The following is a 19,814-nucleotide window of genomic DNA, read 5'->3' on the forward strand; positions in this document are numbered from 1 at the left end:
GCGCATCGCAAATCCCCCTTCCAGTTTGCGGAGCCGCCATGTCGGAAAAGATCAATCGTGTTGTTCTCGCTTATTCGGGCGGCCTCGACACCAGCGTCATCCTCAAATGGCTCCAGCAGACCTATCAATGCGAGGTGGTGACCTTCACCGCCGACCTCGGCCAGGGCGAGGAGCTGGAGCCGGCGCGCAAGAAGGCCGAGATGGCCGGGGTCAAGCCCGAGCACATCTTCATCGACGACCTGCGCGAGGAATTCGTCAAGGATTACGTCTTCCCGATGATGCGCGCCAATGCGCTCTATGAAGGCCTGTACCTGCTCGGCACCTCGATCGCGCGGCCGCTGATCGCCAAGCGCCAGATCGAGATCGCCAAGATGGTCAATGCCGACGCGGTCAGCCATGGCGCCACCGGCAAGGGCAACGACCAGGTCCGCTTCGAGCTCGGCTATTACGCGCTGGCGCCCGACATCAAGGTGATCGCGCCGTGGCGCGAATGGGATCTGACCAGCCGCACCAAGCTGATCGAATTCGCCGAACAGCACCAGATCCCGGTCTCGAAGGACAAGCGCGGCGAAGCGCCGTTCTCGACCGACGCCAATCTTCTCCACACCTCGTCCGAGGGCAAGGTGCTCGAGGACCCGTGGGAGGAAGTGCCCGACTACGTCTATTCGCGCACCAACAATCCGGAGGACGCGCCCGACACGCCCGAGATCATCACGATCGATTTCGAGCGCGGCGACGGCGTCGCGTTGAATGGCGAGGGCATGTCGCCCGCGACGTTGCTGACCAGGCTCAACGAACTGGGCAAGCGCCACGGCATCGGTCGGCTCGACCTCGTCGAGAACCGCTTCGTGGGCATGAAGTCGCGCGGCATGTACGAGACGCCGGGCGGTACCATCTATCACCTCGCGCATCGCGGCATCGAGCAATTGACGCTCGACCGCGGCGCCGCGCACCTCAAGGACGAGCTCGCGGTGCGCTATGCCGAATTGATCTATAACGGCTTCTGGTTCTCGCCCGAGCGCGAGATGCTCCAGGCGGCGATCGACTACAGCCAGGAAAAAGTCACCGGCACCGTTCGCCTCAAGCTCTACAAGGGCGGGGTGTATGTGGTCGGCCGCAAATCGCCTTATTCGCTCTACAGCGAGAAGGTCGTCACCTTCGAGGACGATCAGGGCGCCTATGACCAGCGCGACGCCGCCGGCTTCATCAAGCTGAACGCATTGCGGTTGCGATTGTTGGGGCGCCGCGACCGCTGAGCCAACGTCCGTCATCCCAGCGAAAGCTGGGATGACGGCTAATAGGTGCCGGTCCGCGTCTCCCGCCAGCTTGGCCGAGTAGGAATGGTCCGATTCCGCTCAACCCCAAGCGCGCCTTAGGGGTCCGTTAACCACTTTCCCGCCAAGGCTCTCCGGACCATCGCGGTTCGGGGGAAAGTAGACATGCGGGACGACCAGGCAGTCGATGTCGCGATCATCGGCGCCGGCCCGGCGGGCCTGACCGCCGCCTATCAGCTGACCAAGCTCGGCTATTCGGTCACCGTGATCGAGAAGGACCCGGTCTATGTCGGCGGCATCAGCCGCACCGTCGAGCATGACGGCTTCCGGTTCGATATCGGCGGCCACCGCTTTTTCTCGAAATCGAAAGAGGTGGTCGATCTCTGGAACGAGATCCTGCCCGACGACTTCATCGAGCGCCCGCGGATGAGCCGCATCTATTACGAGGGCAAGTTCTACAGCTATCCCCTGCGCGGGTTCGAGGCGCTGATGAACCTCGGCATCTGGCGCTCGACGATGTGCATGCTGAGCTATGCCAAGGCCAAGGCGTTCCCGACCAAGAATCCGCGCTCGTTCGAACAATGGGTGGTCAACCAGTTCGGCCACAAACTCTATTCGATCTTCTTCAAGACCTATACCGAGAAGGTCTGGGGCATGCCGTGCGACGAGATGTCGGCGGACTGGGCGGCGCAGCGCATCAAGGGACTGAGTCTGGGTGGTGCCGTGATCGACGGGCTCAAGCGCTCGCTCGGCCTCAACAAGAAACGCAATGACGGCATGGCGGTCAAGACGTTGCTCGAGACCTTCCGCTATCCGCGCCAGGGGCCGGGTATGATGTGGGACGCGGCGCGCGACAAGGTACTCGCCGGCGGCAATCGCGTGCTGATGGGCACCGCGCTCCACCAGATCAGCCAGGACCAGGCGACGGGCCGCTGGCGCGTCGCCGCGCGTCGTGGTGACGAAATGCTGACGATCAACGCCGCCCATGTCATCTCGTCGGCGCCGATGCGCGAGCTGGCGGGGCGGATCCATCCGCTGCCGGCGACCCTGCCCAACGCCCTCGACCTCAATTATCGTGACTTCCTGACCGTGGCGCTGATGATCCGGTCGGACGATTTGTTCCCCGACAATTGGATCTACATCCACGATCCGCGCGTGAAGGTAGGCCGCGTCCAGAATTTTCGCAGCTGGTCGCCGGAAATGGTGCCGGACGAATCGCTCGCCTGTGTTGGCCTCGAATATTTCTGTTTCGAAGGCGACGGCCTGTGGTCGGCCTCGGACGACGATCTCGTCGCGCTGGCGACCAAGGAACTCGCGACTTTGGGGCTGGCCGATCCGGCCACCGTGGTCGGCGGCCGCGTCGTGCGGCAGGAAAAGGCCTATCCGGTCTATGACGACGCCTATCGGACAAATGTCGAGGAGATGCGGACCGAGCTCGAAGCGCGCTATCCGACGCTCCACCTGGTCGGCCGCAACGGCATGCATCGCTACAACAATCAGGATCACGCGATGATGACGGCGATGCTCACCGTCCGCAACATCCAGGCGGGCGAGCGCATCTACGACATCTGGGCGGTCAACGAGGACGCCGAATATCACGAGAGCGGCAATGAGGGCGAGCGCGCCGCGTTGGCCTCTGAGCGCCTCGTCCCGGCGCGCCTGCAAGTCGCATGATGAATCGCGTCATGGCCTTGCTGTGGCGAGCGACCTATTTGCGCTATCTCGCCGCGAGCGTGGTCGCGCTCGGCTTCGATTTCTCCCTGTTCCTGGCGCTACGGACCACTGGCATGCCGATCGCGCTGCTGTCGGCGCTCAGCTACAGCGCGGGCATCCTGGTCCATTGGCTGATATCGAGCCGGCTGGTGTTCGCCGGTGAGCTGCGCGACATCGGCATCGACCGCGCCCGGCAACAGGCGCTGTTCCTGCTTTCGGCCTTCGCCGGGCTGTTGATCACCGTCGCCATCGTCAGCCTCGCGGTCCAATTCGGCATCGACGCCCGGCTGGCCAAACTGGTCGCCGTCGCAGCGAGCTTCCAGGCTACATATCTCTTGCGGGCGAAAATCGTCTTCGCATGACCGAACGGCGCTTCTGGCTGTCGGTCGCAGCGATCTGGGCGATAACGTCGATCCTCCTCGTCGTGATTGCCTGGAGCGCAATCGTCGCATGGCGCTTTCCCGATCCCGACGATCAGATGCGGCTGCTGCAGGTCCGCGACTGGCTGGCGGGGCAGAGCTGGTTCGATCTGACCCAGCATCGTCTCAACCTTCCCGACGGCGTGCCGATGCACTGGTCACGCGTGGTCGATCTGCCGATCGCGGTGGTGATCGTGGCACTGCGGCCGCTGCTCGGCCAGCTCGCCGCCGAGCATGTCGCGCTCGTGGTCGTGCCGCTGCTGACGCTCGGCACGGTGATGGCATTGGTCGCGGCGCTGGCCCGACGCGTGCTCGCGAATGACGGCGCGGCACTGATGGCGGTGTGTATCGTACCCCTGGGCGTGGAAGTTCTCCACCAGCTTCGGCCGATGCGGATCGACCATCACGGCTGGCAGATGGCGACCGCATTGCTTGCCGCCTATGCGCTGGCCGGCGCTCCGACCAGGAAGGCTGGCCTGCTGGCCGGAACAGCGATTGCGATCTGGCTGTCGATCTCGCTCGAAGGCTTGCCGATGATCGCGGCGATCCTGGCGCTGGTCTCGCTCAAATGGGCAGTGGCGCCCGCCAACCGCGCGCTGCTGACGGCTACGGTGGCCGGCACCGCTTTGGGCGTCGTCCTCCTCTTCCTGGTATTGCATCCGGCGGCCGCCTGGCGGGTGTCGCCTTGCGACGCAGTGTCTCCCGTCTATCTGGCGATGCTCGTGGCCGCGGCGGCAGGCACGATCGCCCTGACGGCGCTGCCGGTCCGGACGATCATCGGTCGTGTGATCGGGCTGGCGGGCGTCGGCGTGGCCGCGCTCGTGCCGCTCCCGTTGCTCGCGCCGCAATGCGCGGCGGGCCCGTTCGGTCAGCTCGATCCGCTGGTTCATCACTTCTGGTACATGAACGTGGCGGAGGGTCTGCCGCTATGGGACCAGGCGCCGTCCGTGATCGCCGACACCATCGCCCTTCCGCTGCTTGGGTTGGCCGGTGCCGCCCTTGCGGTGAGGAAAAGCGCGGGCGAAGCGCGCACGCGCTGGATCACCCTCGCGTTCCTGCTGGCGGCGGCGACCGCAGCGGCGATTGTCGTCCAGCGTGCCGGCGGGGTCGCCAATCTGCTGGCAATCGTGGGCGCGGTGCGCTTGCTTCATCCCCTGCTTCTACGGGCCAGGACCATCGACAACCTGCCCAAACGGATTTTGGCGACGTCATGCGTGCTCGCCGCGGCAGCGCCGGGCGCGGTTTTCGGCGCCACGTTGCGAGCATTGGCGCCCGACCCGCGCGTCGCGACAGTCCATCGGGCGATGGGCTGCCTCGACGCGAGTGACATGCAGGCGCTCCATGCACTGCCGCGCGGCAACGTGCTCGCGCCGCTCGATATTTCGCCTGCGATCCTGCTGTTAACGCCGCACGATGCCGTCGCGAGCGGACATCATCGCGGCGCGACCGCGATGCATGATGTGATCGCGGCATTTGTCGGAACCGAGGCGCAGGCCCATGCCATCGTCCTCAGGCGGCGGATCGACTATGTCGCGTTCTGCCCGGGGCTGCCCGAGATCATGATCTACGAAAGCGAAGCGCCCTCCGGGTTTCTGGCAGGTCTCGATGCCGGCCGTACGCCGGCTTGGCTGACGCCGGTCGCATTGCCGGGCTCGCCGGCCAAGGTCTGGCGCGTGCGTTGACCTTGCGGCGCGACCCTGCTCGTGCCTAAAGCCGCGAAGATGGACGGCAACGACAAACTTCAATGGTGGCAGACGCGCACCTTCGTGGTGGTGATGGCGTTGTTGTCGATGGTGCCGTTGTTATGGCCCGACATCCCGCCGCTCGTCGATCTGCCCGGACATATGGGTCGGTATCGCGTCCAGGTCGATCTCCAGAATTATCCCTGGCTGCTCGACTGGTACAATTTCCAATGGTCGCTGATCGGCAATCTCGGCGTCGATCTGCTGGTCGAGATCATGCATCCCATCTTCGGGCTCGAACTTTCGGTCAAGCTGATCGTGCTGTCGATCCCGCCGCTGATCGTGATCGGACTGTTGTGGATCGCGCGCGAAGTGCACGGGCGCATCCCGCCCACCGCCTTGTTCGCGCTGCCGCTCGCTTATTGCTACCCGCTGCAATTCGGCTTCGTGAACTTCATGCTGTCGATGGCCTGGGCGCTGCCGATGTTCGCGCTGTGGCTGCGGCTCGCGCGGCTCAAGAAGTTCCGGCTGCGCGCGATCATCTTCGTGCCGCTGTCGTGCATCCTGTGGATTTGCCACACATTCGGTTGGGGCGTGCTCGGCGTGCTCGCCTTCTCGGCGGAAATGGTGCGCGAGCATGATCGCATAAAGGACCAGGTCGGCGCGCGGATCGGACCGATCACGCGCGAAGGCGCCAAGCGCTGGGCGATGGGGTTCGTGCGCGCCGGACTGCACTGCCTGCCGCTCTGCTTGCCGATGTTGCTGATGATCGCCTGGCGCAATGGTCAGCATGTCAGCGGGCAGACCGGCGACTGGTTCAACTGGCAGGCCAAGATCAGCTGGCTGACGATGATGCTGCGCGATCGCTGGATGGCGTTCGACATCGCCTCGGTGGCGGTGATCGGGCTCGTCATCTACAAGGCGGTGCGCGACCCCAATTTCGAATATTCGCGCGCGGTCGGCCTTTCGACCTTGTTCCTGGTCGCGGTCTTCGTGCTGTTGCCGCGCATCGTGTTCGGTTCGGCTTATGCCGATATGCGGCTGGCGCCGTTCATGGTCGCCATCGGCGTGGTCGCGATCCGGCCAAAAAAGCTGGTCTCGTCTCGCGCGATGACGACGGTCGCGGCGCTCGGCCTTGCTTTCGTGCTGGTCCGCACCACCGCGACGACCGTCAGCTTCTACATTTTCGACCAGAATTACGACCGCGAACTCAAGGCGCTCGACCATATCCCGGTCGGCGCGCGCTTGGTCAGCTTCGTCGGCAAGACGTGCAATAACGAATGGCTGATGAGCCGGCTCGAGCACCTGCCCGGGCTCGCGCTAGAACGCAACGCCGCCTATACCAACGACCAATGGTCTATGCCCGGCGCGCAATTGCTCACGACAAAATATGTCGCCGCCGGGCATTTCTCGCATGACCCATCGGAAATCGTCACCGAGCGCCAGTGCGCGCGCGAATGGTGGAGGCCGATCGACCGCAGCCTGGCGCTCTTCCCGCGCCCGGCGTTCGATTATGTGTGGCTGATCACCCCGCCGCCCTATCACGCCAAATACGTCCAGGACCTGACGCCGATCTGGCGCAGCGGCGACAGCGCGGTGTTCAAGGTGAACCATGTCGAGGTGGCGCCGCAGGCCAAGAGGAGCGACTTTCCGCTTCCGCCTAAGAGCAAGGTTCCCCTCTTCTGAACGGCGTGAGCTGCGCGAGATATTGCTGGTCGCTCTCGACGCCGGCGCGCTCGCGCGCCAGGAAATCGGCAATCGCGCGGCGAAAATTGCGGTCGGGAATGTAATGCGCCGACCAGGTCGGCACGGGGACGTAGCCGCGGGCCAATTTGTGCTCGCCTTGCGCGCCTGCCTCGACCGTCTTGAGCCCGCGCGCGATCGCCGCGTCGATCGCCTGGTAATAGCAGAGCTCGAAATGGAGGAAGGGCACGTCCTCGACACAGCCCCAATAGCGGCCATAGAGCGTGTCGGCACCGATCAGGTTGAGCGCCCCCGCGATCGGGCGGCCGTCGCGTTCGGCCAGGATCAGCAGCACATCGTCCGCCATCCGCTCGCCGAGCAGGGAGAAGAACGGGCGCGTCAGATAGGGATGGCCCCATTTGCGGCTGCCGGTATCCTGATAGAATGCCCAGAAGGCGTCCCAATGCGCCTCGGTCAATTCGGCACCGGTGACGTGACGGATGGTCAGGCCCTCGACTGCCTTGGCACGCTCCTGACGAATCGCCTTGCGCTTGCGGCTGGCGAGCGCGGCGAGGAAATCGTCGAACGTCGCATAGCCGTCATTGCGCCAGTGGAACTGAGTGCCTTCGCGGATCAGCCAGCCCGCTGCCTCGAAAAAAGGGATTTGATCCGGTGTAACGAAGGTCGCGTGCGCCGAGCTAAGGCCGTTCTGATCGGTCAGCGCCTCGATCGCGCCGATCAGCGCGGGGGCTGTCGCCGGGTTGCGTAACAGCAGTCGGGGCCCCGGCACCGGCGTGAACGGCGCGGCGATCTGCAGCTTGGGATAATAATCGCCGCCGGCGCGCTCCCAGGCGTCGGCCCAGGCATGGTCGAAGACATATTCGCCCTGGCTGTGGCTCTTGGCATAGGCTGGCGCGATCGCGGCCGGACGGCCGTCCGGGCCGTCGACGATGACTGGCAGCGCCTGCCACCCGGTGCCGCGCCCGACACTGCCCGATTCTTCGAGAATGGAGAGGAAAGCGTGGCGCACGAACGGATTGCCGGTGCCGGCGCAGGCGTCCCAGTCGGCCGCCGCGATTTGCGACACGCCTTCCGAAATTCGTGCGGTAATTGGCGCGCGACTCACTGGCCGCAGTCTTTCGTCACCCCGGCCTCGTGCCGGGGTCCACTGTGCCGCTTTCCTCGCATGCGTGGAATATGCGGATCGGTGGATGCCGGGACAAGCCCGGCATGACGTTTAGTTCGTTTGTTCGTCGTTGGCTCAGTCGGCCAGCTTGACGACTGCATCGACCTCGACCGCGGCGCCGCGCGGCAGCGCCGCGACGCCGACAGCGCTGCGGGCGTGCTTGCCGGCTTCGCCGAACAAAGCTTCCATCAGGTTCGACGCGCCATTTGCGACTTCGGGCTGATCGGTGAAATCGGGTGCCGAATTGACGAACACGCCCAGCTTGACGATCCGCTCGACCCGGCTGAGGTCGCCGCCCAGCGCCGCCTTGATCTGCGCGACCAGCATCAGCCCGCACAATTCGGCCGCTTCCTGCCCCGCGACCTTGTCCATCCCGTCGCCCAATCGGCCGGTGACCACCTTGCCGTCCTTGAACGGCAGCTGCCCGGAAATATGAAGCAGGCCGTTGGCGTCGACCGTCGGTACATAGGACGCGACGGGCGCGGCCGGCAACGGCAGGCTCAGGCCCATTTCCTCCAGCTTGCGGTCGATACGATCGGTCATGCGGAAATCCCTTCTGTTATGGCCGGCTGGTCGGCGGCGAAGCGCTGGGCGATCCAGTCGCGCGCGGCCCCCCAGTCGTCGATACGTGCGTGCGCGTGCGCCGCGGGCGGCACTTGCGGTGCCATTGCGGGCTCGGCGACTAGGTGCAGCCGGTGGACTGCGGGCGCGTGCTTGGCAACCGATTCGTGGTGGGTCGCCAGATCATCGACGAAAACCGTGACGGGATTGCCATATTCCGCGACCAGTCGAGCGACCGGGCCGCCCTTGCCGCCCTGATTGGTTTCGACGCGGTGGCGGATGCCGTGGCGCGCGAGCTGCTCGATGCGATGATCGCGGCAATGATCGCCCAGATTGGTCAGGATGACGATGTCCGCGCTCTCGGACAGCGCCGCCAGCGCTTCGGCGGCGCCGGGCACCAGGGTCTGGCGCTCCATCTCGGCAGGAAAGAATTCGTCGAGCATCGCCCAGATCCGCTGGTGATCGACCGGACTGCCGTCGGCATGGGTCATAGCGATGAAACTACCGGTCTCATGTGCGAAGGCGATGTCATGGCGCTCGCGCAGCCAGGTGCCGAAATGGCGCACCATGTGCAGCAGCACCTCGTCGCAATCGCAGATCAGCAGCGGCCGCGTCATGCTTCCAGACTCCGGCGGGCGGCGACCAGCGCCTCGGGCTTGACTCCGAGTTCGGTGGCGCAGGCGACGAGATCGGGCTCATGCGCTTCGAGGAACCCCAGCACCGCCGCCTGGGTACCGCGATTCGCGGCCGAGCCGCGCAAGGCTTCGGCATCGAGTCCGGTCAAGTCGAGCAGCCGGTGCGCCCTCGCCGGATCGGCCAGCGTCCAGGCCAGCGCGTGCAATGCCAGGGTCGGGGCGTCGTTGGTGTCGGTCGGGTTCATTGCTATGTCGTGTCCAAGGAGACCCCGTTGGCAAAGCGCGTGCTGGTTGTCGAGGACAACGAACTCAATCTGAAGCTGTTCTGCGATTTGCTGCGCGCGCACGAATTCGAGACGGAGCCGGTGCGCGACGGCCGCGAGGCGGTCGAACGCGCGCGTGCCTTCGCGCCCGACCTGATCGTGATGGATATCCAGCTGCCCTATGTCAGCGGCTATGATCTGATCCTGCAGATCAAGGCGGACGGGGATTTGGGCCGGATTCCGATCATGGCGGTGACCGCTTATGCCGGGCGCGAGGACGAAGAACGGATTCGTGGCGCGGGTGCCGACGCCTATGTGTCCAAGCCGATCTCGGTCGCGCGATTTGTGGAAGAGGTGAACGCGCTACTTTAGCGCTATATCCGTCATCCCAGCGAAAGCTGGGATCTCGAGCGATGGCGCGAGCCGCATGAGACCAGCGTCGGGTTGAGCATGCGGGGCATGCCCAAACCCGACGCTCTTTCGCTGGGGTGATGCCAGAGAGCTACGGGCGAGGGCTTAAAAACGAAAAGGCCGCGAGGGTTTCCCCTGCGGCCCGGGGTCCCCGCCTTCGCGGGGACTGCGTAACTCGCGTAACCGCGAGTTACTTGATCTTCGCTTCCTTGAACTCGACGTGCTTGCGCGCGACGGGATCGTACTTGCGGAACGACAGCTTCTCGGTCTGAGTGCGCGGATTCTTCTTCGTCACGTAGAAGAAGCCGGTGTCGGCCGAGCTGACGAGCTTGATCTTGACGGTGGTCGGCTTGGCCATGACCCAAATTCCTGTTTCGCTTGAAATGCAAAAGCGGCGGACGCGCCGCCGCTTGTCAGGGGCGGGCCATTGGCCCAGCCGAGGGAGATTGTCAAGCGCAAGGGGCTTTAACATCCCCTTTACCATATCGGTAGCACTCTCGCGCAGGCGAAGCGGGAGTAGAGGAAATGGGGGTTTCTGCTCGTAATGACGATCTCGCCGCGCGGATCGCGCGGCTCGACCTGATGGCGCGGCATGTGCGCCCGCGCGACCTCGTCGTCGAAGTCGATTCGATTCGTTGCGTGGCCGAAGCGGCCGGCGTGCTGCCCGTCGTGGCGGTGGCGCATGCGCTCGAATCGGCCTTGGGGCGCGGCGAAAGCGGGATGATCGTGCGCGGCTGGATTGCGATGCTGAGCGAAGCGGTCGGCTGCGGCCAGACCGATGCGCAGACCGGCCATGTCTTCCTTGCCGCCGGTGCGATGCGACTGGGCGGCTGATGGATTCATTGATGGCGGCGCTGGTCGCCGCCTTGCTGATCCGCGCGACTGATCCGACCGCGACTTATGTCGCGCATTTCGCCGATCGTTCGGGCAAGTCCGGCGCGGTGCTGGCCGGTGCGTTGGTCGCAATCCTGATCGCCCATGCCATTGCCGCGATGGCGGGCTTCTTCCTCGCGCCGCATCTCACCCCCAATCCAAAGCGCCTGTTCGTCGCCTTCGCGCTCCTTGCGGCGGCGAGCGGCGGAATCTGGCCGGGCAAGCCGATCGAGCCGGGCGAGGCGCGCCGTCCGTTCTGGACCGTCGCGGTCCGACTGATCGCCGGCGGGTGGAGCGGTCGCACCGAATTCGTCACGCTCGCGCTGGCAATGAGCGGGACAGCCGCGCTCGCCGGCATCGGCGGGTTCATCGGCAGCGCGGTTGTGTTGGGCTTCGCGGCGCTTGGCGGCGACCTGATCTGGCGCACCCTGCCGCACCGCGCGATCAGCTTGGTTGTCGGCGGATTGCTCGCGGTCGCGGGGTTCTGGCTGGCATTCTCCGCCTTGCGGTTGATCTAGCCGCTCGATCACTCTGCCCGGCATTTTCGTGCGGCGAAGGGTGGAGCCAATCCTATATTGATCCGTTGTCGCAACGATTCTTTCGCTCAACGGAGACACCATGCCCAACGCCGATCTCAAGACGCCGACCGATCTGTCCTCCAACGCCGCGAAAAGCGTGAAGGACGCGCTTAACGCGATCCTCGCCGATTCGTTCGCGCTCTACCTCAAGACCAAGAACTTCCACTGGCACGTCTCGGGCCCGCATTTCCGCGATTACCATCTGATGCTCGACGAGCAGGCTGCGCAGATCTTCGCCTCGACCGACGACATTGCCGAGCGGGTGCGCAAGACCGGCAACGTCACCTTGCGCTCGATCGGCGACATCGCCCGGCACCAGACGATCAAGGACAATGATCAGGACTTCGTCGCGCCGGAGGACATGCTTAAGGAATTGCGTGACGATAATCTCAAGCTGGTCGAAAGCCTTCGCGAGGCGAAGGACATCGCCGACAATGCCAAGGACAATGCCACCAGCGCGATGATCGACGACTGGACCGATCAGGCCGAACGCCGCGCCTGGTTCCTGTTCGAGGCGGGGCGCAAGGCGTAAACTGCTCGAGATTCCCCTCTCGGCAAGAGAGGGGAATCCCATGGACCTTTCACCCTTCCAGCGTGATCAGCCACAGATCGGGCGGCGCGCCGAATCGGAGCGGCGGGCCGCTCGTGCCCAATCCACCGGTCACGATCACGGCAAGTCCCGGATCGAGCACCAGCCCGCAGCGATAGCGATCGCCGAAATGCGATACGCTCGCGACCGGGCCGTAAATGGGCAGCACCCCCTGGCCGCAATGCGTATGGCCGGCGAGCAGCAGATGCACGTCCCCCGGCAATCGCGGCGCGATGTCGGGCGAATGCGTCAGGATGATGCGCGCTCCCTCGAACGGGCGCAGCTTGGCCATCGTCGCGGCGATGTCGGCATGATTGGTATAATCGTCATCGACCCCGCCGATCGCGATCGGCCCGCGGGCGGTGACGTCGTTGACCAGCACGGTGATCCGCGCCTGGGCCAACAGGCTGGTGATATCGTCGGCGCCGGTCCAATGATCGTGATTGCCCAGCACCGCGACGACGCCGAGCGGCGGGTGCAGTTTCTTGAATGGCGCGATCAGACCGGGCCCTAATTTCCGCGCGCCATGCGGATCGTGGCCGTAGATGAAGTCGCCCGCCATCAGCACGATGTCGGGATTGAGCGCGTTGATCTGGTCGACGATGCGGCTGAGGCGCGCTTCGTCCATCGCGTGGCTACCGATATGCACGTCGCTGATCAGCACGGCGCGGATCGGCTTAATGCCCTTCGGCCAGCGCGGTAGCTTGATCGTGGCGGTGCGAACGATGGGGTCCCACCGCGCCTCCGCGCGCGCATAGAGATAGAATCCTGCCAGGATCAGCAGCAGGATCAGCAGGACCTTGAGAAGCTTTCGCATGGCCGAACGCTAGGGGGGGCGCGAACGGTCGGCAATGGTCTGGAAATTCCTCCCCGTTCCGGGGAGGATTTAGCGAACGCCTCTGGTGGAACCGTTACGTCAGCGCCATGTTGGTCGCGACATGCACGCTTTCGCGCAGCTTCTCGATTCGCTGATCTACACGCGGTCGCGCAACGCCAAGCTCAAGCTGATCGGCGACTATCTAAAAGCAACGCCCGATCGCGGCTGGGCGATGGCGGCGCTAACCGGCGATCTCGACCTTCCCGCGGTCAAGCCGGCGGTGATCCGCGCGCTGATCGAGGAGCGCGTCGACCCGGTGCTGTTCCGGATGAGCCGCGACTATGTCGGCGATACGGCAGAAACGATCGCCTTGCTGTGGCCCGGCGCAAATGACGGCAGCGGGGAGCCCCTGTCGGTCGGCCAGGTCGTCGACACGCTCAATTCGCTGTCGCGCTCGGACGCTCCGGCTGCACTTGCCGCGATGCTCGACCGGATGGATGCCGAGGAGCGCTTCGCGTTGCTCAAGATGGCGACCGGCGCGCTCAGGATCGGTGTCTCCGCGCGGCTCGCCAAGACCGCGCTCGCCCAGGCGTTCGGCGTCGCGGTCGAGGCCGTGGAAGAAGTCTGGCACGCGATCCGGCCGCCTTACGCCGAATTGTTCGACTGGGTCGAAGGACGCGGCCCGCAGCCGACCGCCGCCGACGTGCCCGTCTTCCGCCCGTTCATGCTCGCCCATCCGCTCGAGGACGGAATCGTCGACCTCGCCGATTATGCCGCGGAGTGGAAATGGGACGGCATCCGCGTCCAGCTCGTCCATGTCGGCGGCACGACGCGCCTCTACAGCCGTGCTGGCGACGATATTACCGGAAGCTTCCCGGACATCGCAGCCGCCTTCCGCACGCCGGGCGTCCTCGATGGTGAGTTGATGGTGAAAGGCGAGGCTCAGGGCAGCGCGCTCGAGGAAGGGGCGGGTGCCGCCAGTTTCAACGCCCTGCAACAGCGGCTCGGGCGCAAGGTCGTATCGGCGAAGATGCTCGACGACTATCCTGCCTTCGTTCGCCTCTACGACATCCTGTTCGACGGCGGCGAGGACCTGCGCGCGCTTCCCTGGACCGGGCGCCGCGCGCGGCTGGAAGATTTTGCCGCGCAGCTCGATCCGGATCGATTCGACGTCAGCGTGTTGATCGAGGCGAAAGATTTTGCCGCGCTCGAAGACATACGCGCCGGCGCTCGCGATGCCGCGATCGAGGGCGTGATGCTCAAGCGGCGCGATTCCGATTACGTCGCCGGGCGCCGCACGGGCCTGTGGTACAAATGGAAGCGCGACCCGCTGACCGCCGATTGCGTGATGATGTACGCGCAGCGCGGCAATGGCCGGCGCTCGTCCTTCTACAGCGACTATACGTTCGGCTGCTGGACCGAAGAGGGCGAATTGCTCCCCGTCGGCAAGGCCTATTCGGGGATCACCGACGACGAGCTGAAGTGGCTCGACAGCTTCGTGCGCAACCACACCGTCAATCGGTTCGGTCCCGTGCGCGAAGTGGAAAAGACGCTCGTGCTGGAAGTGGCGTTCGATTCGATCCACGACTCGAAACGCCACAAATCCGGCGTCGCGATGCGCTTCCCGCGGATCCATCGCATCCGCACCGACAAGCCCGCGGCCGAAGCGGATACGATCGCCGGAATCAGAAAACTAGTGACCTGATCATCCTTGCGATGGCCCCCGATCGCGCCCGATCACGCCTCCGGCGGACAGCGCCCACCAGCAGATGAAGGGTTGGGCAAACAGGCGCGGATAATGATAGGCCCATCCTAACCCGGTGCCGGTCGACAGGTCGTGCACCGCGTGGAGGATGTTCGCCGGATAGACGCACAGCGCGTAAAGAGCGAGCGCAACGCCGGCGATCGCGCGGGTCCGCCGCACGAACAATCCGATCGCCCCGGCAATCTCGGCGCCGCCTGTCAACATGACGACGGTCAATGGATGTGGAATCGCCTGCGGCATGACCTTCATGAATAGGTCCGGCCGCAACAGATGGATCAGCCCCGCCAGCAGATAGAGCGGGGCGAGGGCAAGCCGGGCAGTATCGGCACGCCTCGATCTCGTTTTCCCCACGCCCGCCATGTCAGAATTGGCGGTAATGGACGCAAGCCCATCTGAACAGCGTGCGAACGGTCAGAAATGCGGGCACCAGCAGGGGCGCGATGATCGCGGCGATCAGCATTTCCAGCATGGCACCGTCCGATCCGGCTGGCGGCGAAGTCCGCTCCAATTTGCGCGGAATTTGCCGTTCGGTGAGGTGAGAGACCGGCGCCGGGGAATGGCGCCGGTCTCTCGCTGCCCCCGGAAGGAATTAGGGCAGCATGACGGTGTCGATGACGTGGATCACGCCGTTCGACTGCATCACGTTGGCGATGGTGATCATCCCGGTGTCGCCCTTGTCGTCCATCACGGCCCAGCCGGCGCCCATCTTCTTGAACTTGAGCATGCCGCCCTGCACCGTGGCGTAGCTGGCGGTGCCGCCGTTCGCCTTCGCCTTGGCGGCGATGTCGGCGGCGGTGATGCGGCCGGGAACGACGTGATAGGTCAGGACCGAGGTCAACTGACCCTTGTTCTCGGGCTTGAGCAACGTGTCGACGGTGCCCGCAGGCAGCTTGGCGAAGGCGGCGTTGGTCGGCGCGAAAACGGTGAACGGCCCCGGACCGGACAAGGTGTCGACCAGCCCGGCGGCCTTGACCGCCGCGACCAAGGTGGTGTGGTCCTTCGAATTGACGGCGTTCTGGACGATATTCCTGGTCGGATACATCGCAGCACCACCGACCATCGGGTTCTTCATCGCGGCGACGCCAGCGCCGGCGCCGGCGACCAATGCGGTCGCGAGCATCAACGTACGAATTGGCTTCATTTCCCTGACTCCTATTGCACGCCTTGTTTGGGTGCGTCGGGAGCTACGGATGCGGGACACTGGCGGATGCAGCGGGATACGTAGAATCAGGAAAAGTTTTTCGGCGGAGGGCTGAGACGCCTCCGTCGGCGCAGGCCGGACCTAGGCGATCGAAAGCTTGCCGCTCGCCACCACCGGCCCGGTCGGCAGGCCGGTGGGCGACCCCCCGAGCGGCTCGATCGATACGGCCAGCGTGATCCCGGCCTTCAACGCGGCACGCTGGCCGGCGGCAAGCGTCATCCGCGACGGCCCGGCCGATGCCAGCACGCCCATCGGTTTGGGCACGCCATCGCCACCGATCATCCAGAGTTGCGCGCTCTTGCCGGCAGGCGCCACCGCCGCCTCGCCGACCCGCATTTCGCCGGTGGTCATGTCGACGATCGCCGGCATCGCGCCCGATTTATCGCTCATCACCAGTGAAGCTGCCATCATGCGATGCGCCGCGGGCGGCGCGACCGCTTGCGGGATCGGACGCAGGACGAGGAACAGAGCGAGCATTGCGGCGATCGCTGTTACCACGCCGGCAATCGGCCAGCGGAAGCTGGGCCGTACCGGCACCGGAGGCGGCGAATCGGGCCGGGCCAGCCGCGCGGCGACCGATTCGGGCGCCGGGACTTCGGGATAATCGTCGAACAGTCCCGCCAGCCTCTGGCGCCACTCATCGACCTCGCGCGCGAAGGCGGGGTCGGCCAGCACCCGTCGCAGCGCCGCGGCGCGCTCTTCTCCGTCGAGCAGGCCGAGCGCGAGTTCGGCGGCGGTCATTTCGGGATCGGGAGCGTCAGGCGTCATCGACACACCCCTTCAGCTGGAGCAGGCCGCGTCGCACGATACTCTTCATCGTGCCCAGCGGCATGTTCTTGCGTTCGGCCAGCTCGGCATAGGTCACGCCGTCGAAAAAAGCCGTGCGGATGGCGTCGCGCGAGCGCTCGTCGAGCGCGCCGAGGCAATCGTGCAGGCGCCGCGATTCTTCGTCACGCTCGGCAATCTCGCGCTGATCGGGCGACGCGTCGGCTACCATCGCGGCTTCCTCGATCGGATGCGCCGGCCGGGCCCCCCTTGCCCGCACCCAGTCGATCGCCTTGTTGCGCGCGATCGTTGCCAGCCACGAAATCGGGCTCGCGCGGCCGGGTTCGTAGGCGCCGGCGCGCTTCCAGATCGTGAGATAGACGTCGTGCAATACATCCTCGGCAGCGCTCCGCTCTCCGCAGATACGCAAGCATATGCCGAAAAGCTTCGCCGAGGTCAGGCGATAGACATCCTGCAGCGCGGCGCGATCGTCCTGGCCGGTGCGCACCAATGCCTCGGTCAGGCGGGCGCGCGCAGCGGCGGGGTCGGTCGTTTGGCGCACCGTGCATGACTAGACGTCCGCGACGCTACAGGCAATTAGCGCGATGATGACCGCCACGCTCGCGCCGCTGTTGATGATCGCCTCCGGGTCGATCCACGCGGTGGTCAATGCGATCGTCAAGGGCGGCAAGGACAAGATGGCGTCGCGCGCGATGACCGACGGATCGGCGGCGATCATCCTACTGCCCGCCTTACTGCTCGTGCCGCTGCCGCACGGCGCCTGGACCTGGCTCCTGGCGACCGCGCTCGTCCACGCGCTCTATCTCTACGCGCTGATCCGGGCCTATCAGGTCAGCGATTTCTCTTCGGCTTACCCCGTGCTGCGCGGTACCGCGCCACTGGTTACGGCCGCCGTGACGCTCGGATTGCTCGGCGATCACGTCTCGACCGTGAGCATCGCCGGGATTGCGCTGATCGGCATCTCGATGTTCGTCCTGGCGATCGGCCGTCACCTCAGTCGCGCGGGATTCGGCTGGGCAGTGCTGACCGGCTTCACCATCGCCGCCTATACCGTGATCGACGCGGCCGGCGTGCGGGCGGCGCCGACGCCGTTCAGCTATATCGCCTGGATGTTCGTGACGATGGGGCTGGTTATTGTCGGCCTGTTCGCGATCCTGACGCGCGGCACCCTATTCGCCTCGATGCGCCAGCAGTGGCGACCGGGCGCGATCGCGGGCGCGCTGTCGATCCTGACCTACGGACTTGCGCTTTATGCGCTGTCGATCGGGCCCACGGCGCCGCTCGCCGCCTTGCGCGAGACGGGGATGGTGACGGCACTGATCATTGCCGTCGTGTTCCTGAAGGAGCGGGTGACGATCGGGCGCGGGGTGGCGGTGCTGGGGATATTGGCGGGGGCAGCGCTAATTTTGCGGGTCGCTTGATGCTCGCCCCCACCACCAAGCCGCTGCGCGTCTTGGTCCCCCTCCCCGTAAACGGGGAGGATTTACCCCCCACGAAAAAGCCCGGCCCGCATTTCTGCGGACCGGGCTCTTTTCAAAGCAGAACCGGATCGGGTGTCAGATCGACGTCAGGTTCACCGCGGCGTACTTGCCACGACGATTGTCGACTTCGAGCTCGAACTCGAGCCGATCGCCTTCGTTCAGGCTGGTCATGCCGGCGCGCTCTACCGCCGAGATGTGGACGAACGCGTCGGGCTGGCCGTCGTCGCGCTGAATGAAGCCGAAGCCCTTCATCGCGTTGAAGAACTTGACCGTGCCGGTCGCCTTCTCGCCGGTCAGCTCGCGGCCACCGCCGCCAGCGCCACCACGCGGGCCGGCATCGCGGTCACGCGGCGGGCCGCGGTCGGTCACCGGCATCGGCTCGCCTTCGATCTTGAGGTCGGTCGCCGAAATGCGGCCGCCGCGATCGACGAGCGTGAAAGCCAGCGGCTGACCCTCGGCCAAGCCGGTCAGGCCGGCCTGCTCGACCGCGCTGATGTGGACGAACACGTCCTCGCCGCCATCGTCACGAACGACGAAGCCGAAGCCCTTTTGTCCGTTGAAAAACTTTACGACGCCGGTGCCTTCGCCGACGACCTGCGGGGGCATACCGCCACCGCCGCCGCCACGGAACCCGCCGCCACCGCCGCCGCCGCCGCGGAAGCCACCACCGCCGCCGCCGCCGAAGCCGCCACCGCCGCCGCGATATCCACCGCCGCCGCCATAGCTGCTACCGCCGCCGAAGCCGCCGCCACCAAAGCCACCGCCGCCGAAATCTCCGCCGCCAAAATCGTCACCGCCGAAATTGTCGCGCTTGTCACGGCCGCGACCACCACGATTGCCACGGCCACCTTTATCGAAACTCATGCCCTGTTCGTCTTTCCGGTTCGCCCCGTAACACATTCAAGAACCAACACGTCGGACGACGGACGCAGGCCTTCGGGCGCAAACCAATAGCGCCTTATTGTGTGTCTTAACCCAAAATCGGCCACGCCGCGAACAAAATCGTCCGCATTCCTGCCCTTGTCGTCGCGATACTTGCGCAGGCGTGGCCAAGACGGCACAGCCGTGACCTATGCCAGTCATCGAACTTCTCGCCAGTCCGGCGGCCTGGGCCGCCCTGTTGACGCTGATCGTCATGGAGGTCGTGCTCGGAATCGACAATTTGGTCTTCGTCGCGATCCTGTCGAACAAGCTGCCTGAGGCGGACCGTGCCCGCACGCGGCGAATCGGTATCGGGCTCGCGCTCGTGATGCGCCTGTTGCTGCTCACCACGATCAGCTGGATCGTCGGCATGACCGCGCCCGTGATCGATCTCGGACTGACCGGGGCGGCCGACGCACACGGCAATCCCAGTTTCGAAACGGCCTTCTCGATTCGCGATCTCATCCTGATCGCCGGCGGCCTGTTCCTGCTCTACAAGGCCACGACCGAAATTCATCACAGCGTCGATCCGGCCGAATCGGACTCGCCGCTCGACAAGACCAACAGCCAGAAGTCGCTCGGTTTCGCCGCCGCGATCGCCCAGATTCTGATGCTCGACCTGGTCTTCTCGATCGATTCGATCCTGACCGCGGTCGGCATGACCGATGAATTGCCGATCATGATCGTCGCCGTGGTCGTCGCGGTCGGGGTGATGCTGATCGCCGCCGACCCATTGTCGAACTTCATCGCGAAGAACCCCACCGTTGTGATGCTCGCCCTCGGCTTCCTCCTGATGATCGGCCTCGTCCTGATCGCCGACGGTTTCGGCGTCCATGTCCCCAAGGGCTATGTCTATACTGCCATGGCCTTCTCCGCCGGGGTGGAGATCCTCAATATCTGGAGCCGCAAGGCACGCGAACGGCGGGGCGGAAACGGCGCGGCGCACTGAACGCCGCATCTCCTCCGACCATTGAGC

Annotated in this window: 23 protein-coding genes; 12 read left to right on the plus strand and 11 right to left on the minus strand. The window is 65.2% G+C overall.

The genetic code is table 11. The features are described 5' to 3' along the window. The first annotated feature begins 38 nt into the window (after positions 1-38). The 5 genes from Q0L25_RS10295 (at position 39) to Q0L25_RS10315 (ending at position 6,774) form a co-directional block, all read left to right on the plus strand. Positions 39-1,256 (plus strand): argininosuccinate synthase, encoded by a 1,218-nt coding sequence (locus Q0L25_RS10295; protein ID WP_296613957.1) that lies wholly within the window; start codon positions 39-41, stop codon positions 1,254-1,256. A gap of 183 nt (positions 1,257-1,439) precedes the next feature. Continuing rightward, on the plus strand, positions 1,440-2,948 hold the full coding sequence (locus Q0L25_RS10300) for an NAD(P)/FAD-dependent oxidoreductase (RefSeq protein ID WP_296613958.1): 1,509 nt from the start codon (positions 1,440-1,442) through the stop codon (positions 2,946-2,948). Further along, on the plus strand, positions 2,945-3,349 hold the full coding sequence (locus Q0L25_RS10305) for a GtrA family protein (protein WP_296613959.1): 405 nt from the start codon (positions 2,945-2,947) through the stop codon (positions 3,347-3,349). The genes Q0L25_RS10300 and Q0L25_RS10305 overlap by 4 nt, the downstream gene beginning before the upstream one ends. After that, positions 3,346-5,088 carry a hypothetical protein gene (locus tag Q0L25_RS10310; RefSeq protein ID WP_296613961.1) on the plus strand — a complete coding sequence of 581 codons (1,743 nt, stop codon included), beginning with the start codon at positions 3,346-3,348 and terminating at the stop codon, positions 5,086-5,088. Before Q0L25_RS10305 ends, Q0L25_RS10310 begins: the two co-directional genes overlap by 4 nt. A 39-nt stretch (positions 5,089-5,127) precedes the next feature. Then, positions 5,128-6,774, plus strand: coding sequence for a hypothetical protein (locus Q0L25_RS10315; protein WP_296613963.1), 1,647 nt, complete (start codon positions 5,128-5,130; stop codon positions 6,772-6,774). Here the strand turns inward: Q0L25_RS10315 and Q0L25_RS10320 are convergent. From Q0L25_RS10320 to Q0L25_RS10335, 4 genes are all read right to left on the minus strand, one after another. After that, positions 6,749-7,897, minus strand: a complete 1,149-nt coding sequence (locus Q0L25_RS10320; RefSeq protein ID WP_296613965.1) for a GNAT family N-acetyltransferase — start codon at positions 7,895-7,897, stop codon at positions 6,749-6,751. The two genes, Q0L25_RS10315 and Q0L25_RS10320, sit on opposite strands and share 26 nt — an antisense overlap. 135 nt (positions 7,898-8,032) lie before the next feature. Beyond that, a complete protein-coding gene (locus tag Q0L25_RS10325; protein ID WP_296613967.1) occupies positions 8,033-8,500 on the minus strand; it encodes a RidA family protein in 468 nt (155 codons plus the stop codon). Beyond that, positions 8,497-9,135: an HAD family hydrolase gene (locus tag Q0L25_RS10330; RefSeq protein ID WP_296613969.1), complete on the minus strand. Its 639-nt coding sequence runs from the start codon at positions 9,133-9,135 to the stop codon at positions 8,497-8,499. The genes Q0L25_RS10325 and Q0L25_RS10330 overlap by 4 nt, the downstream gene beginning before the upstream one ends. Beyond that, positions 9,132-9,398: a DUF3572 family protein gene (locus Q0L25_RS10335; RefSeq protein ID WP_296613970.1), complete on the minus strand. Its 267-nt coding sequence runs from the start codon at positions 9,396-9,398 to the stop codon at positions 9,132-9,134. Before Q0L25_RS10335 ends, Q0L25_RS10330 begins: the two co-directional genes overlap by 4 nt. A gap of 27 nt (positions 9,399-9,425) precedes the next feature. Between Q0L25_RS10335 and Q0L25_RS10340 the strand changes: the two genes are divergently transcribed. Further along, entirely contained in the window at positions 9,426-9,788 is a 363-nt protein-coding gene (locus Q0L25_RS10340) for a response regulator (RefSeq protein ID WP_296613972.1), read from the plus strand. A gap of 229 nt (positions 9,789-10,017) precedes the next feature. Here the strand turns inward: Q0L25_RS10340 and rpmG are convergent, their stop codons facing one another. Then, complete coding sequence (rpmG, locus tag Q0L25_RS10345; RefSeq protein WP_046348982.1) at positions 10,018-10,185, minus strand: 50S ribosomal protein L33; 168 nt, start codon at positions 10,183-10,185, stop codon at positions 10,018-10,020. A 167-nt stretch (positions 10,186-10,352) separates the two neighbouring features. Here rpmG and Q0L25_RS10350 point away from each other — a divergent pair, with 167 nt between their 5' ends. From Q0L25_RS10350 to Q0L25_RS10360, 3 genes are all read left to right on the plus strand, one after another. Next, positions 10,353-10,661, plus strand: coding sequence for a hypothetical protein (locus Q0L25_RS10350; RefSeq protein ID WP_066587992.1), 309 nt, complete (start codon positions 10,353-10,355; stop codon positions 10,659-10,661). After that, positions 10,661-11,218: a hypothetical protein gene (locus tag Q0L25_RS10355; RefSeq protein WP_296613973.1), complete on the plus strand. Its 558-nt coding sequence runs from the start codon at positions 10,661-10,663 to the stop codon at positions 11,216-11,218. Before Q0L25_RS10350 ends, Q0L25_RS10355 begins: the two co-directional genes overlap by 1 nt. 100 nt (positions 11,219-11,318) lie before the next feature. Further along, a complete protein-coding gene (locus Q0L25_RS10360; protein WP_296613974.1) occupies positions 11,319-11,810 on the plus strand; it encodes a DNA starvation/stationary phase protection protein in 492 nt (163 codons plus the stop codon). Between the two features lie 49 nt (positions 11,811-11,859). On the opposite strand, the gene Q0L25_RS10365 is transcribed toward Q0L25_RS10360, so the two are convergent. Further along, positions 11,860-12,684, minus strand: coding sequence for a metallophosphoesterase (locus Q0L25_RS10365; protein WP_296613975.1), 825 nt, complete (start codon positions 12,682-12,684; stop codon positions 11,860-11,862). A 121-nt stretch (positions 12,685-12,805) separates the two neighbouring features. Between Q0L25_RS10365 and Q0L25_RS10370 the strand changes: the two genes are divergently transcribed. Further along, entirely contained in the window at positions 12,806-14,389 is a 1,584-nt protein-coding gene (locus Q0L25_RS10370) for a cisplatin damage response ATP-dependent DNA ligase (RefSeq protein ID WP_296615669.1), read from the plus strand. Here Q0L25_RS10370 and Q0L25_RS10375 read toward each other — a convergent pair whose 3' ends face one another. From Q0L25_RS10375 to Q0L25_RS10390, 4 genes are all read right to left on the minus strand, one after another. After that, the gene (locus Q0L25_RS10375; protein ID WP_296613976.1) at positions 14,390-14,800 is read right to left on the minus strand and encodes a DoxX family protein; all 411 of its coding nucleotides are present in this window, start codon (positions 14,798-14,800) and stop codon (positions 14,390-14,392) included. A gap of 238 nt (positions 14,801-15,038) precedes the next feature. Then, the gene (locus Q0L25_RS10380; protein ID WP_296615671.1) at positions 15,039-15,569 is read right to left on the minus strand and encodes a fasciclin domain-containing protein; all 531 of its coding nucleotides are present in this window, start codon (positions 15,567-15,569) and stop codon (positions 15,039-15,041) included. Between the two features lie 162 nt (positions 15,570-15,731). Next, on the minus strand, positions 15,732-16,418 hold the full coding sequence (locus Q0L25_RS10385; protein WP_296613977.1) for an anti-sigma factor: 687 nt from the start codon (positions 16,416-16,418) through the stop codon (positions 15,732-15,734). Beyond that, on the minus strand, positions 16,408-16,977 hold the full coding sequence (locus Q0L25_RS10390) for a sigma-70 family RNA polymerase sigma factor (protein ID WP_296613978.1): 570 nt from the start codon (positions 16,975-16,977) through the stop codon (positions 16,408-16,410). Before Q0L25_RS10390 ends, Q0L25_RS10385 begins: the two co-directional genes overlap by 11 nt. A gap of 43 nt (positions 16,978-17,020) precedes the next feature. On the opposite strand from Q0L25_RS10390, the gene Q0L25_RS10395 reads away from it, so the two are divergent. Further along, complete coding sequence (locus Q0L25_RS10395; RefSeq protein WP_296613979.1) at positions 17,021-17,857, plus strand: DMT family transporter; 837 nt, start codon at positions 17,021-17,023, stop codon at positions 17,855-17,857. Positions 17,858-17,992: 135 nt separating this feature from the next. Here the strand turns inward: Q0L25_RS10395 and Q0L25_RS10400 are convergent, their stop codons facing one another. Continuing rightward, on the minus strand, positions 17,993-18,781 hold the full coding sequence (locus Q0L25_RS10400; protein WP_296613980.1) for a cold-shock protein: 789 nt from the start codon (positions 18,779-18,781) through the stop codon (positions 17,993-17,995). A gap of 208 nt (positions 18,782-18,989) precedes the next feature. On the opposite strand from Q0L25_RS10400, the gene Q0L25_RS10405 reads away from it, so the two are divergent. Beyond that, positions 18,990-19,787 carry a TerC family protein gene (locus Q0L25_RS10405; protein WP_296613981.1) on the plus strand — a complete coding sequence of 266 codons (798 nt, stop codon included), beginning with the start codon at positions 18,990-18,992 and terminating at the stop codon, positions 19,785-19,787. Positions 19,788-19,814: the final 27 nt, after the last annotated feature.

Source organism: Sphingomonas sp., assembly GCF_024508665.1.
Taxonomy (GTDB): domain Bacteria; phylum Pseudomonadota; class Alphaproteobacteria; order Sphingomonadales; family Sphingomonadaceae; genus Sphingomonas.